This window comes from Amycolatopsis sp. NPDC114505, assembly GCF_055633615.1.
Window position 1 is genome coordinate 196,202 of the sequence record NZ_JBVKDV010000003.1, and the last position, 13,230, is coordinate 209,431.

Below are 13,230 nucleotides of genomic sequence, written 5' to 3' on the forward strand. Positions count from 1 at the left end.
CCCGGATGGCAGGCCGAGCCGCGTCAGAGCGTGACGCGGTCGCCGAGGTCGCGGATGTGGTCGGCGTTGCCGCAGCCGAGGTCCAGCTGGCGGCGGCGCTCCGCCACGAACGCGCGGCCCAGGCCTGTGCGGTCCGATGTGGACATAGTGCGGCGCAGGTCGTTGAGCAGCTCGCGTTCCTCACCGCGGACGTGGGCGTCCACGACGTTCTCCAAGCGCAGCAACGCCTTGTCGAAGTCCTCGGCTTCGAGGACCGCCAGGAGGTCGTCGGCGAAGGCGGTGCCCGGTGCGGAAGGGCGAACGATCCGCTCGGTCGCCGTCGCGTGGGCCACCAGCAGGGCCGCCAGCTCCGCGACCAACGCCGGGCGGTCGGCCTCGGTGTTGCGCAGGTCCCGGAACAGCTGCTCGAACCGGCGGTGGTCGGCCAGCAGGACCTCGACCAGGTCCGAGCCCGGCGGGGCCGCGGCCGGGCCGGGACGCATCCAGCCGAACGTCAGTTCCACCGCCTGGCGCCAGTGCGCGTACTCGGAGTCGCGGCGGGCCGGGTCCATCGCCGGCAGCCACTGCCCGGCTCGGTGCCAGTTGCGCCGCAGCCCTTCCAGGTCCGGCCAGTACCCGACCGACAGCCCCGCCGCGTACGCCGCGCCCAGCGACACCGTCTCCGCCACCATCGGGCGGACCACCGGCACGTCGAGGACGTCCGCGATGCACTGCATCAGCAGGTTGTCCGCGGTCATCCCGCCGTCCACCTTCAACGTCGTCAGCGCCAGCCCGGAGTCGGCGTTCATCGCGTCGACGACCTCGCGGGTCTGCCAGCCGGTCGCCTCCAGCACCGCCCGCGCCAGGTGGCCCTTCGTGATGTACGACGTCAGCCCGGCGATCACCCCGCGGGCCTCGCTGTGCCAGTGCGGCGCGAACAGCCCGGAGAACGCGGGCACGATGTAGCAGCCGCCGTTGTCCTCGACCGTCCGCGCCAGCGTCTCGATCTCCGGTGCGCTGCCGATCAGCTCCAGCCCGTCGCGGAACCACTGCACCAGCGACCCGGTGACCGCGATCGACCCTTCGAGGGCGTACACCGCCGGCTCGTCGCCGATCTTGAAGCCGACCGTGGTGAGCATGCCGTGGGTGGACAGCACCGGCGTCGACCCGGTGTTGAGCAGCAGAAAACTGCCGGTGCCGTACGTGCACTTCGCCTCGCCGGGCGCGAAGCACGTCTGGCCGAACAGCGCCGCCTGCTGGTCGCCGAGCGCCGCCGCGATCCGGATGCCGGGGACCACGCGGGACGTCGTGCCGTAGACCTCGGTCGACGAGCGGATCTCCGGCAGCATCGCGCGCGGGACGTCGAAGAACTCCAGCAGCTCGTCGTCCCAGTTGAGGGTGCGCAGGTTCATCAGCATGGTGCGCGAGGCGTTGGTGACGTCGGTGATGTGCACGCCGCCTTCGGCGCCGCCGGTGAGGTTCCAGATCAGCCAGCTCTCGATGGTCCCGAAGAGGACGTCGCCGCGCTCGGCGCGCTCGCGCAGGCCGGGTGTGCGTTCGAGCAGCCAGCGGACGCGCGGCGCGGAGAAGTACGTCGCGAGGGGTAGGCCGCACAGCTGCCGGACGCGGTCGGCGCCCGGTTCGCGGGCCAGCTGCTCGAGCATGGCGTCGGTGCGGGTGTCCTGCCAGACGATCGCGCGCCCGATCGGGTTGCCGGTGTGCCGGTCCCACAGGACGGTGGTCTCGCGCTGGTTGGCGATCCCGAGGCCGACGACCTGCTCCGCGGTGGCACCGGCGTCGGCCAGGGCCTGCGGCACGATCCGGGAGAGGTTCCGCCAGATCTCGACGGCGTCGTGCTCGACCCAGCCGGGCCGGGGGAAGTGCTGCTGGTGCTCCCGCTGCACGACCGACACGAGCCGGCCGCGGGCGTCGAACAGGATGCACCGGGTGGAGGTGGTGCCCTGGTCGATGGACATCACGTACCGCTGCACCACGCGAGCACCTCCTTCACCATCGGGACGCACCCAGGTCTCGGGAGACCGCGCGCGCCGCGTCGCGGACGTGGCCCAGCAGTTTCGGGTTCGGGCCGCCGTCCGGCTCGCCGATGCGTTCCACCGCTCCCGACACGCCGATCGCGCCCACCACGATCCCGCCGTGGCCGCGGATCGGGGCCGCGATCCCGGCCTCGCCGGAGATCATCTCGCCGTTCTCCATCGCCCAGCCCGCTTCGCGTACTTTCGCACACGCGCGCTTGATCGCGGTCTGGGTGACCAGGGTTCGCCGAGTGTAGGCCTCCGGTGACGCCACGAGCGTCGTGTCGTAGGCCAGCAGCACCTTGCCGAGCGCGGTCGCGTGCAGCGGCAGCAGCGTGCCGACGTCCAGGGTCTGCAGGGTGTCGTCCGGCCGGAACACGTGGTGCACCACCAGCACCCGGCCCTCCAGGGGCGCGCCGATCCGGACCGCTTCGCCGCTGCGCGAGGCCAGCGCGTCGGCCCAGTTGATCGCCCGCGACCGCAGCTCGTTGACGTCCAGGTAGCTCGTGCCCAGGTGCAGCAGCGTCGCCCCGAGCTGGTACTTGCCCGTGTCGCGGTCCTGCTCGACGAACCCGACGCCCTGCAGCGTGCGCAGGATGCCGTGGGCCGTGCCCTTGGCCAGTTCGAGGGATTCGGCGATCTCGCCGACGCCCAGCCGTCCCGAGCCGCGCGCCAGCAGCTTGAGGATCGCGGCGGCGCGCTCGATGGACTGGATCGGACCCGGCACGCCCGCGACCCTAGCCCGACCGGCCCTGATTCGACAATGTCGAACATCGTCTTCGCGCGTTCGACAATGCCGACCCGGCTCCGTTGACCCCGTGTTTTCGCGAACTTAACTTTCATCCACCAGGGGGAACGAACGGTCCTTTGTGGAGGAAGCAATGGTGCGAAGCCTCAAGGCCCGCGGGCTCGGCGGCGAAATGGCCGCCGAGTTCGTGGGGACGATGATCCTCATCCTGTTCGGGTGCGGGGTGGTGGCGCAGGTCGCCGCCGCGGGCATCGGGGACCACGACAGCATCGCCTGGGCCTGGGGCCTCGGCGTCACGCTCGGTGTTTACGTCGCTTCGCGGATCAGCGGCGCGCACCTGAACCCGGCGGTGACCGTCGCCCTCGCGGTCTTCAAGGGCTTCGAGTGGCGCAAGGTCGCCCCCTACGCCCTGGCCCAGACCGCAGGCGCGTTCCTCGCCGCGCTGCTCGTGCGCTGGAACTACACCGAGGTGCTCAACGCCAAGGACCCCGGCCACACCATCAAGACCCAGGGCGTGTTCTCCACCCTTCCGGGTAACGGCACGCTCCCGGTGGGTGACTGGGGCGCCTTCCGCGACCAGATCATCGGCACCGCGATCCTCGTCCTGGTGATCTTCGCCATCACCGACCTCCGCAACACCTCGCCGGGCGCGAACCTGGCCCCGGTCGTCGTCGGCTTCCTGGTCGTCGCGATCGGGATGGCCTGGGGCACGAACGCCGGCTACGCGATCAACCCCGCCCGCGACTTCGGCCCGCGCCTGGCGTCCTGGCTGACCGGCTACGACACGGCGTGGTCCGACCAGTACGGCTTCCCCTATTGGTGGATTCCGATCGTGGCCCCCGTGATCGGCGCGGTGATCGGCGGCGCGATCTACAAGTTCCTCATCGAGCGCCACCTGCCCGCCGGGGAACCCCTGGACGCCATGCCCGCCAAGGACTTCGAGACCGCCGCCTGAGAAGGAGCACGACCATGCCGGACTTCGTCGGTGCCGTCGACCAGGGCACCACCAGCACCCGCTTCATGATCTTCGACCACGGCGGCAACGAGATCGCCCGCCACCAGCTCGAGCACGAGCAGATCCTCCCGAAGCCGGGCTGGGTCGAGCACGACGCCACCGAGATCTGGGAACGCACCCGCTCGGTCATCGCCACCGCGCTCAACAAGGCGAACCTGACCGTCGGCGACCTGGCCGCGCTCGGCATCACCAACCAGCGCGAGACCACCGTCGTGTGGAACCGCCGCACCGGGCGCCCGTACCACAACGCGATCGTCTGGCAGGACACCCGCACCGACCGGATCGCCTCCGCCCTGGAGCGCGAGGGCAAGGGCGAGGTCATCCGCCGCAAGGCCGGCCTCCCGCCCGCGACGTACTTCTCCGGCGGCAAGCTGCAGTGGATCCTCGAGAACGTCGAGGGCGTGCGCGAAGACGCCGAGAAGGGCGACGCCCTCTTCGGCACCACCGACTCGTGGCTCATCTGGAACCTCACCGGCGGCCCGGACGGCGGCGTGCACGTCACCGATCCGACCAACGCCTCCCGCACCATGCTGATGGACCTCGAAACCCTCGACTGGGACGACGAGCTGCTGTCGTTCTTCGGCGTCCCGAAGCAGATGCTCCCGGCGATCAAGCCGTCGTCGAACTCCGGCTTCGGCACCACCCGCGCCGACGGGCCGCTCGGCGGCGAGGTCGTGATCACCGGCGTCCTCGGCGACCAGCAGGCGGCCACCGTCGGGCAGGTCTGCTTCCGGCCCGGCGAGGCCAAGAACACCTACGGCACCGGCAACTTCCTGCTGCTCAACACCGGCCACGAGCTGGTCCGCTCGAAGCACGGCCTGCTCACGACGCTGTGCTACCAGTTCGGCGACGACAAGCCCGTCTACGCGCTGGAAGGCTCGATCGCCGTCACCGGGTCGGCCGTGCAGTGGCTGCGCGACCAGCTGGGCATCATCAGCGGCGCCGCGCAGAGCGAGAGCCTGGCCCGCCAGGTCGAGGACAACGGCGGCGTCTACTTCGTCCCGGCGTTCTCCGGCCTGTTCGCGCCGTACTGGCGCTCGGACGCCCGCGGCGCGATCGTCGGGCTCACCCGCGCCACGACCAACGCTCATATCGCGCGGGCCACCCTGGAGGCGATCTGCTACCAGACCCGCGACGTCGTCGAGGCCATGCAGAACGACTCCGGCGTGACCCTCGACGTGTTGCGTGTGGACGGTGGCGTCACCGCCAACGAGCTGTGCATGCAGCTGCAGGCGGACATCCTCGGCGTCCCGGTGTCGAAGCCGGTCGTCGCGGAGACCACCGCGCTCGGTGCCGCCTACGCGGCCGGGCTGGCCGTCGGCTTCTGGAAGTCGACCGACGAGCTCGAGCAGAACTGGAACGAGGACAAGCGCTGGCAGCCGTCGTGGACGGAAGAGCAGCGCGCCGAGGGCTACGCGGGCTGGCAGAAGGCCGTCGGCCGCACGCTCGACTGGGTCGACGTGGAGTGAGGCGCTGAAATGAGGAGGAACACCGTGACCGCACTTTCCCCGCAGTACCGCGCCGAGGCGTTGCGGAAGCTGACCCGCGAAGAGGTCGACGTCCTGGTCGTCGGCGGGGGAGTGACCGGCGCCGGCGTCGCGCTCGACGCGGCCTCGCGCGGGTTGTCCGTCGCACTGGTCGAGGCCCGCGACTTCGCCGCCGGCACGTCCAGCCGGTCGTCCAAGCTGATCCACGGCGGCCTGCGCTACCTGGAGCAGCTGGACTTCAAGCTGGTCCGCGAGGCGCTCAAGGAGCGCGGCCTGCTGCTGAAGACCCTCGCCCCGCACCTGGTGCGGCCGGTGAAGTTCCTGATGCCGCTCACACACCGGGTGTGGGAGCGCGGCTACATCGGCGCCGGCGTCACGCTGTACGACACGCTCGGCGGTGCCCGGGCGCTGCCGCGGCACCGGCACCTGTCCAAGCGCGGCGCGTTCAAGGCGGCGCCGGCCCTGGCCGACGACGCGCTGATCGGCGCGATCCAGTACTACGACGCCCAGGTCGACGACGCCCGCCACACGATGACGATCGCGCGGACGGCCGCCGAGCAGGGTGCTTCGGTGCTGACGCGGGCTCGCGTGACGTCGCTGCTTCGCGACGGCGAGCGGGTGGTCGGCGCGAAGGTCGTGGACCGCGAGAGCGGCATCGAGTTCGAGGTCCGCGCCCGCACGGTGGTCGCCGCGACCGGCGTGTGGAGCGACGACATGGCGGCGGCGGGGATCCCGGCGCCGTTCACCGTGCGCGCGTCCAAGGGCGTCCACCTGGTGGTGCCGCGGGAGAAGATCGACCTCGACACCGGGCTGATCCTGCGCACCGAGAAGAGCGTGCTGTTCGTGATCCCGTGGGGCCGGCACTGGATCGTCGGCACCACCGACACCGAGTGGGACCTCGACCGCGAGCACCCGGCGGCGAGCCGCGCGGACGTCGACTACGTGCTGGAGCACCTCAACAAGGTGCTCCGGACGCCGGTGACGCACGACGACATCGAGGGCGTCTACGCGGGACTGCGTCCGTTGCTCGCGGCGAAGGCGGCCGCGACGACGAAGCTGTCCCGCGAACACGCGGTGGCGCACCCGGTGCCGGGCCTGGTGATCGTGGCCGGCGGCAAGTACACGACGTACCGGGTGATGGCCGCGGACGCGGTCGACGTCGTGGTCGAGGAGCTCGGCCGCCCGGCGCCGCCGTCGTGGACCGACCGGCTCCCGATCGTCGGCGCCGACGGGTACCACGAGCTGTGGGCGAACCGCTTCTCGGTCGCTTCGAAGACCGGGCTGCCGCTGCCGCGGGTCGAGCACCTGCTGCAGCGGTACGGGACGCGGATCTGGAGCCTCGTTTCGCTGATCGAGGAGGATCCTTCGCTGGCTTCGCCGATTACGGAGACGTCGGAGTACCTCCGCGTGGAGGCCGTCTACGCGGTCTCCCACGAGGGTGCGCTGCACCTGGAGGACGTCCTCACCCGGCGGACGCGCATCTCGATCGAGGAACGCGACCGCGGCGCGGCGGCGGCCCCGGTGGTCGCGGGGCTGATCGCCCCGCTGCTGGGCTGGGACGCGCACCGCGTCGAGCGCGAGGTGGCCAACTACCTCGCGCGGGTCGAGGCGGAACGCTCGGCGCAGGAGGCCCCGGACGACGAGGCGGCGAACGCGACCCGCCTCTCGGCCCCGGCGCTGCTGCCGAGCTGACTCAACCGTTCGCCCCCGCCGGGCGTGTTTCCTCTGTCCGAACAGATGGAGGGGGAGCAAGCATGTTCAAAGCAGCAGTCTTGGCGGGGGTGGCGGCAGTCGTGCTGACCGCGGCTCCGGCGAGCGCGGAACCGGCGTGCGCGCCGGTCGACCTGGGCACGCTGCCCGGCGGGGCGAGCAGCGGCGGATCGTGGGTGACCGACAGCGGGATCGTGCTGGGGACGGCGTCGGATCCGGCCGGGCACCAGCACGCCGCGCGGTGGGGCCGGGCCGGCGGGATCACCGACCTGCCGCCGCTACCCGGGTTCACCGCCGTGGACCCGGTCGCGATCACCGAAGCCGGGGTGGCGATCGGCAACACGAAGGACGGGCGGCTGGGCCAGCACGCGACGTTGTGGGACGAGTCCGGCGTACCGGTGGAGCTGCCGCGGGTGACGACCTGGCCCGGCTACGCGTGGACCTCGGCGGCCGCGATCAACGAGCGCGGGGAGGTCGCCGGGTTCGCCTTCAACGTCGACGGCCGCGCGGTCGCGGTGAAGTGGCCCACCCCCGGCACGGTCGTGGAGCTGGGCTACGGCCGGGTGCGGGCGATGAACGAGGCCGGCGCGGTGATCGGGTGGGACGGCCAGCAGCCGAAGTATTGGGATCCGTCGGGCACCCCGGTCGAGATGGACCGGGCGGCGGCGTTGTGGGCCATCGACGAGCAGGGCACGGCCGTCGGCGCGGCGAACACCCCGGACGGCGGCTACCACCCGGCCAAGTGGGACGCGGCCGGGCACCTCACGGTGCTCGACACGACCTGGAAGGCCGGTTCGGCGCTGGCGATCACCGCCGACGGGACGATCGTGGGTGAAGTGTCGGCAGGCGACGGGAAGAGCCGGGTGGCGACCTGGGACCCGAGCGGCCGACTCACGGTGCTGCCTACGCTGGGCGGGGCGCAAAGCCGGTTCACGGCCGTGAACCGGACGGGCACCGTGCTCGGCGAGGCCGACTCGCCCACGAGTTTGGACCGGCAGGTCCTCTGGGACCGGGCCGGCCGGATCACCGAGCTGCCGCCCGTGTCCGAAGACGCGTTCTTCCTCGCGAAAGGCCTGAACGACCGGGGGCTCGTGACCGGAACGTCGACGATCCCGGCGACCGGGCAGTTCCACGCGGTCCTTTGGCACGTCCGGTGACCTGCTGAATTCATCAGGGGCACCTCATGGCTCACGAGCCGTGAAAGTGCCCCTGATGGCATCGGGGTGTGGGGGTGGGCACCCCGGATTGCACGGTGATGCATGGGTGTGCATAATCATTCGCATGTCCAAGGTGCTCACTTCCCTGCCCGTCGGCGAGCGTGTCGGTATCGCCTTCTCCGGTGGCCTCGACACTTCCGTAGCGGTCGCGTGGATGCGCGACAAAGGCGCGGTCCCCTGCACCTACACCGCCGACATCGGGCAGTACGACGAGCCCGACATCGAGTCGGTGCCCGGCCGGGCCGGGCAGTACGGCGCCGAGATCGCGCGGCTGGTCGACTGCCGGGAAGCCCTCGTCGAAGAGGGTCTCGCGGCGCTGACCTGCGGGGCGTTCCACATCCGCAACGGCGGCCGCAGCTACTTCAACACCACCCCGCTCGGCCGCGCGGTCACCGGCACGCTGCTGGTGCGCGCCATGCTCGAGGACGACGTCCAGATCTGGGGCGACGGCTCCACCTACAAGGGCAACGACATCGAGCGGTTCTACCGCTACGGCCTGCTGGCCAACCCCTCCCTGCGGATCTACAAGCCGTGGCTCGACGCGGACTTCGTCACCGAGCTCGGCGGCCGCAAGGAGATGTCCGAGTGGCTGGTCGCGCACGACCTGCCCTACCGGGACAGCACCGAGAAGGCCTACTCGACCGACGCCAACATCTGGGGCGCCACGCACGAGGCCAAGTCCCTCGAGCACCTCGACAACGGCATCGAGATCGTCAAGCCCATCATGGGCGTGGCGTTCTGGGACCCCGAGGTGGAGATCGCCGCCGAGGACGTCACGATCGGCTTCGAGCAGGGCCGGCCGGTGACGATCAACGGCAAGGAGTTCGCCTCCGCCGTCGACCTGGTGCTGGAGGCCAACGCCATCGGCGGCCGCCACGGCCTGGGCATGTCCGACCAGATCGAGAACCGGATCATCGAGGCCAAGAGCCGCGGCATCTACGAGGCGCCGGGCATGGCGCTGCTGCACGCGGCCTACGAGCGGCTCGTCAACGCCGTCCACAACGAGGACACCCTCGCCAGCTACCACAACGAGGGCCGCCGGCTCGGCCGCCTGATGTACGAAGGCCGCTGGCTGGACCCGCAGGCCATGATGCTGCGCGAGTCGCTGCAGCGCTGGGTCGGCACCGCCATCACCGGCGAGGTGACGCTGCGCCTGCGTCGCGGCGAGGACTACTCCATCATGGACACGACCGGCCCGGCGTTCAGCTACCACCCGGACAAGCTGTCGATGGAGCGGACCGAGGACTCGGCGTTCGGCCCGGTCGACCGGATCGGCCAGCTGACCATGCGCAACCTGGACATCGCGGACTCGCGGGCCAAGCTCGAGCAGTACGCGAGCCTCGGCATGGTCGGCGGCAACTCGCACCCGAAGCTGATCGGCGCGGCCCAGGCGGCGTCGACCGGCCTGATCGGCGCGATGCCCGAGGGCGGCGCCCAGGTGATCGCCTCGCGCGGCAAGACCGACGACGTCGAGCTGCTCGACAGCGCCGCGATGGAGTTCGGCACCGACTGACCTCTCCCGATCCCGAAGGCCACCACGCTCGCCGTGGTGGCCTTCGGTGCGTTCAGGGGACGAGCACGACCTTGCCGGTGATCGTGCCGGATTCGGCCAGGGTCAACGCCTTCGCGGCGTCGGCGAGGGGGATCCGCGCGGCCACCTGCGCTTCGAGCTTTCCCTCGGCCGCCAGGGCGAACACCTGGCCGAGGTCCTCGGTGAGGCGCGCGCGGAACTTGGCGAGGTTCCGCTTGCCGCCCCAGACGTTGTAGAAGTGCGTCCGGCGGCGGTTCGGCAGCACCTTCCACCGCAGCAGCCGGGCGACCAGCTTCAGCACGGCGGGCTTCGGGTTGCCGCCGTCGTCCTTGGTGGACGCGCTGCCGTACGCGACCAGCGTCCCGCCGGGAGCGAGCAGCCGGAACGAGTCGACGATGCCGGGTCCGCCGACGTGGTCGAAGACGGCGTCGACCCCACCCGGGTCCAGCTCGCGCACCCGGGCCGGGACGTCGCCGCGGTAGTCGAGCGCGGTCGCGCCGAGCGCGGTGACGGCGTCCAGGTTCCGGGCCGACGCGGTACCGATCACCGTGATACCGGCAGCCCGGGCCAACTGCACGAGCGTGGTGCCGACGCCGCCGCTCGCGCCGTGGACCAGGATCGTGCCGCCGGCCCGCACCTTCGCGATCCGGTGCAGCATCTGCCAGGCCGTGATGCCGTTGACGACGAACGTCTCGGCGTCGGCCGCGTCCAGCCCGTCGGGGACCGGGACGAGGTCCGCGGCGGGCACGACGAGGTGGCTGCTCCAGCCGCCGATCTTGGTCATGGCGGCCACGCGGCGCCCGACCAGCGCCGGGTCCGCGGCTTCCAGGACGGTGCCGACGACGTCGTACCCGGGTACGAACGGGAACGGCGGCTGGTCGTAGTACTTCCCGCGGCGCATCTGCTGCTCGGCGAACGAGATCCCGCTCGCCTCGACGCGGACGAGGGCTTCGCCGGCGCCGGGGCGCGGGATCTCGCGGTGCTCGACGCGCAGGCCGTCCGGCTCGACGAGGCCGGGGAGGACGATTTCGGTGGTGGTGGTCATGGTGGTACTTCCTTCCGAAGTGTGAGTGACTGGTCAATCACTCAATGGGCGCGAAAAAAGGAGCTCGCGCGGGACTCAGTTCTTGCCGGGGTGGCGGATGCCGTCGGCGAGCACGGCGGCCCAGCCGCCGGTGCGCTCGTCGAGGTCCAAAGTGGCGATCAGGTGGCAGAGCTGACCGTAGGCGATGAAGTGCTGGACCTGCGCACCATCGGCGCCGGAGCGCTCGAGGGCGAGTTCGGTGACCTTCGCCAGGCCGCGGCGCACGGCGTCGGCGATTTCGGGTGTGTCGGCGGCCGACTGGGCGTGCACCTGCAGCATGAGCAGGTCCCGGTCGGCGATGAGCTCGGCGTAGGCGCCGCCCATCTCGTACAGGATCTTTTCGGGGTCGGTGCTCCCGGCGCGGGCGGCCCCGTTCGACAGGGCGTGCGCGACGAGCTCGAAGCACCGGTCGAGCGCGGCGACGAAGAGGGAAACCTTGCCGGGGAACAACTTGAAGACGTAGGCGGGGGAGATGTCGGCCTTCGCGGCCACGGCGCTGATCGGCGTGTTGTGGTACCCGCCCCGGGCGAACTCGGCGATGGCGGCGTCGACGACGACGTCCCGCCGGGCGTCGGAGGTGGAGAGCGTGGCACCACGTTTCGTCATGTGAGTGACTGTACACTCACTCTCGCCGGCGAGGCAAGCCTCCGGATCCGCGGTGGTGGATCCGGTCACCTCACCCAGCGGCGGAATCCGCCCTCGGCGTTGATGACCTGACCGGTGATCCACCGGCTGTCGTCGGATGCCAGCCACCGGACGAGCCGGGCCACTTCGGCCGGGCTGCCCCACCGTCCCGCGGGCAGGGCACGCCCGACGCGTTCGGTGAGGTCCGGGTCCGCCCATCCGGTGTCGACCGGCCCGGGGTTGAGTGTGTTGACCGTGATCCCTCGATCGGCCAGCGCGTCGGAGAGGCTGAGTGTCATCTGGTGGATCGCGCCCTTGCTGATCGCATACGGCAGCTCCTGGCTCATCGGCGCCAGGTGCTGACCGGAGGTGAACAGGATGATTCGCCCGCCGGGGCGCTCGTCGTCGTGGGCAGCGGCGAACGCCTGGGTCAGCAGCACGCTCGCGCGGGCGTTCACCGCCCAGGTCAGATCCAGCTCGGCGGCGGTGACTTCGGTGAGGCTCTGGTTCGAGCTTCGAGCGTGGTTGGCGACCACCACGTCGACCGCGCCGAACGCCTCGACGGCGGCGTCCACCACCAGCCCGGGCGCCTGTGGGTCGGCGAAGTCGGCGGCGACCTGCCGCAGGCGGCGACCATCGCCGCCGAGCAGCTCCGCGATCCCGGCATCGCCGACCGGGTCGGCGCCCCATGGCTGTTCCGCGTCGTGGGGGGACCACGAATGCACGAGCACCGCGGCGCCCGCCGCCAGCATTTCCTCGGCCACCGCGAAACCGATCCCGGCCCGGCGGCTGACCCCGGTCACCACCGCGACCCGGCCCTCCAGCGACGGACCGGATCCGGCGCTGATTTCACCACTCGCCACGCCGTGGACCCTAGCCACCGGCGCCGCCGCGCTCGACCGTTTTTCCGGCCGGTGCCGCTTCCCCGGTCGCCGCGCCCGCTGTGTCCACAGTGGACATAGCGGACACAGTGGGCACAGTGGACGCGGCGAAGAGGCTCAGACGCCCGCGGTGGCGGAGATCCAGTCGCGGTACTTCGTGATGTTGATGTAGGCCGTGTACGACTGGCGGTCGCTCGTCGAAGCCACGCCGACCTGCTTGCCGTTCGCGTACATCGGGCCGCCGGAGTCGCCGCCCGCGGTGATGCCGTCGCCGCGGTTCGCGCACACCGAGACGCCGGCCGCGCCGTCCGGGCAGTCGATCGAGCTGACGCTGACCTTCGCGACCTTCAGCAGCTGCGACTGGCACTCGATCTCGGGCTTGTCGGTGCAGGTCGCGCCCCAGCCGTAGACCTCGGCCTGGTCGCCCACCTTGACGTCGCCCTCGCTGCCCAGCGGCGCGTACTCGGTCTGCACCTGCTGGTCGATCTGCACCAGCGCGATGTCCGAGTCCGGTGCCTCGTGCACGGAGGTGGCGTTGACGGTGGTGCCCTTCGTCTGGTCCAGGTCCCCGACGTGGAAGCTGATCGGCTTGCCGGCGGCGCCCTGCGTGCAGTGGCGGGCGGTGAGAACCCAGTCCGGCGCGATGATCGTCGCCGAGCAGATCTCCTGCCCGCCGGCGAACATCCGGGCCGCCGAGTGGAGCGAGTCGGCGGTGCCGCCGTCGATGATGGCCGGCTGGGCGGCCAGGGACGGTGCCGCGGCCGCGAGGGCCGAGAGCAGGACGCCGGAGACGACGACGCCGGTTCGCGCGATACGTTTGCGCACTTGAGGATCAACCTCCCGCCGCGGACCGGGGTCTCGCGGTGACGTGTGGTGACGGACACGCCTACCGTCACTGCTGTGGGTGAATCTCCGATACCC

General features: G+C 71.2%; 11 protein-coding genes. 5 read left to right on the plus strand and 6 right to left on the minus strand.

Annotation, left to right across the window (positions count from 1 at the left end):
* Nucleotides 1–23: 23 nt before the first annotated feature.
* Nucleotides 24–1,973 (minus strand): glycerol kinase GlpK, encoded by a 1,950-nt coding sequence (gene glpK / locus ACZ7OU_RS30250; protein WP_470257807.1) that lies wholly within the window; start codon nucleotides 1,971–1,973, stop codon nucleotides 24–26.
* Between the two features lie 13 nt (nucleotides 1,974–1,986).
* Entirely contained in the window at nucleotides 1,987–2,739 is a 753-nt protein-coding gene (locus tag ACZ7OU_RS30255; protein WP_470257808.1) for an IclR family transcriptional regulator, read from the minus strand.
* Between the two features lie 154 nt (nucleotides 2,740–2,893).
* Here ACZ7OU_RS30255 and ACZ7OU_RS30260 point away from each other — a divergent pair, with 154 nt between their 5' ends.
* The 5 genes from ACZ7OU_RS30260 (at nucleotide 2,894) to argG (ending at nucleotide 9,702) form a co-directional block, all read left to right on the plus strand.
* Nucleotides 2,894–3,715, plus strand: a complete 822-nt coding sequence (locus tag ACZ7OU_RS30260; protein WP_470243831.1) for an MIP/aquaporin family protein — start codon at nucleotides 2,894–2,896, stop codon at nucleotides 3,713–3,715.
* A gap of 14 nt (nucleotides 3,716–3,729) precedes the next feature.
* Nucleotides 3,730–5,244 (plus strand): glycerol kinase GlpK, encoded by a 1,515-nt coding sequence (gene glpK, locus ACZ7OU_RS30265; RefSeq protein ID WP_470243832.1) that lies wholly within the window; start codon nucleotides 3,730–3,732, stop codon nucleotides 5,242–5,244.
* Between the two features lie 9 nt (nucleotides 5,245–5,253).
* Nucleotides 5,254–6,954, plus strand: coding sequence for a glycerol-3-phosphate dehydrogenase (glpD, locus tag ACZ7OU_RS30270; RefSeq protein WP_470257809.1), 1,701 nt, complete (start codon nucleotides 5,254–5,256; stop codon nucleotides 6,952–6,954).
* A 62-nt stretch (nucleotides 6,955–7,016) separates the two neighbouring features.
* Nucleotides 7,017–8,129: a hypothetical protein gene (locus tag ACZ7OU_RS30275; RefSeq protein ID WP_470257810.1), complete on the plus strand. Its 1,113-nt coding sequence runs from the start codon at nucleotides 7,017–7,019 to the stop codon at nucleotides 8,127–8,129.
* Between the two features lie 124 nt (nucleotides 8,130–8,253).
* Nucleotides 8,254–9,702, plus strand: coding sequence for an argininosuccinate synthase (gene argG / locus ACZ7OU_RS30280; RefSeq protein ID WP_470243835.1), 1,449 nt, complete (start codon nucleotides 8,254–8,256; stop codon nucleotides 9,700–9,702).
* Nucleotides 9,703–9,754: 52 nt separating this feature from the next.
* Here the strand turns inward: argG and ACZ7OU_RS30285 are convergent, their stop codons facing one another.
* From ACZ7OU_RS30285 to ACZ7OU_RS30300, 4 genes are all read right to left on the minus strand, one after another.
* The gene (locus ACZ7OU_RS30285) at nucleotides 9,755–10,765 is read right to left on the minus strand and encodes a medium chain dehydrogenase/reductase family protein (RefSeq protein WP_470257811.1); all 1,011 of its coding nucleotides are present in this window, start codon (nucleotides 10,763–10,765) and stop codon (nucleotides 9,755–9,757) included.
* A gap of 75 nt (nucleotides 10,766–10,840) precedes the next feature.
* On the minus strand, nucleotides 10,841–11,410 hold the full coding sequence (locus ACZ7OU_RS30290) for a TetR/AcrR family transcriptional regulator (RefSeq protein WP_470257812.1): 570 nt from the start codon (nucleotides 11,408–11,410) through the stop codon (nucleotides 10,841–10,843).
* 65 nt (nucleotides 11,411–11,475) lie between these two features.
* Nucleotides 11,476–12,291, minus strand: coding sequence for an SDR family oxidoreductase (locus ACZ7OU_RS30295; RefSeq protein WP_470257813.1), 816 nt, complete (start codon nucleotides 12,289–12,291; stop codon nucleotides 11,476–11,478).
* A gap of 135 nt (nucleotides 12,292–12,426) precedes the next feature.
* On the minus strand, nucleotides 12,427–13,134 hold the full coding sequence (locus ACZ7OU_RS30300) for a S1 family peptidase (RefSeq protein WP_470257814.1): 708 nt from the start codon (nucleotides 13,132–13,134) through the stop codon (nucleotides 12,427–12,429).
* Between the last annotated feature and the right edge of the window lie 96 nt (nucleotides 13,135–13,230).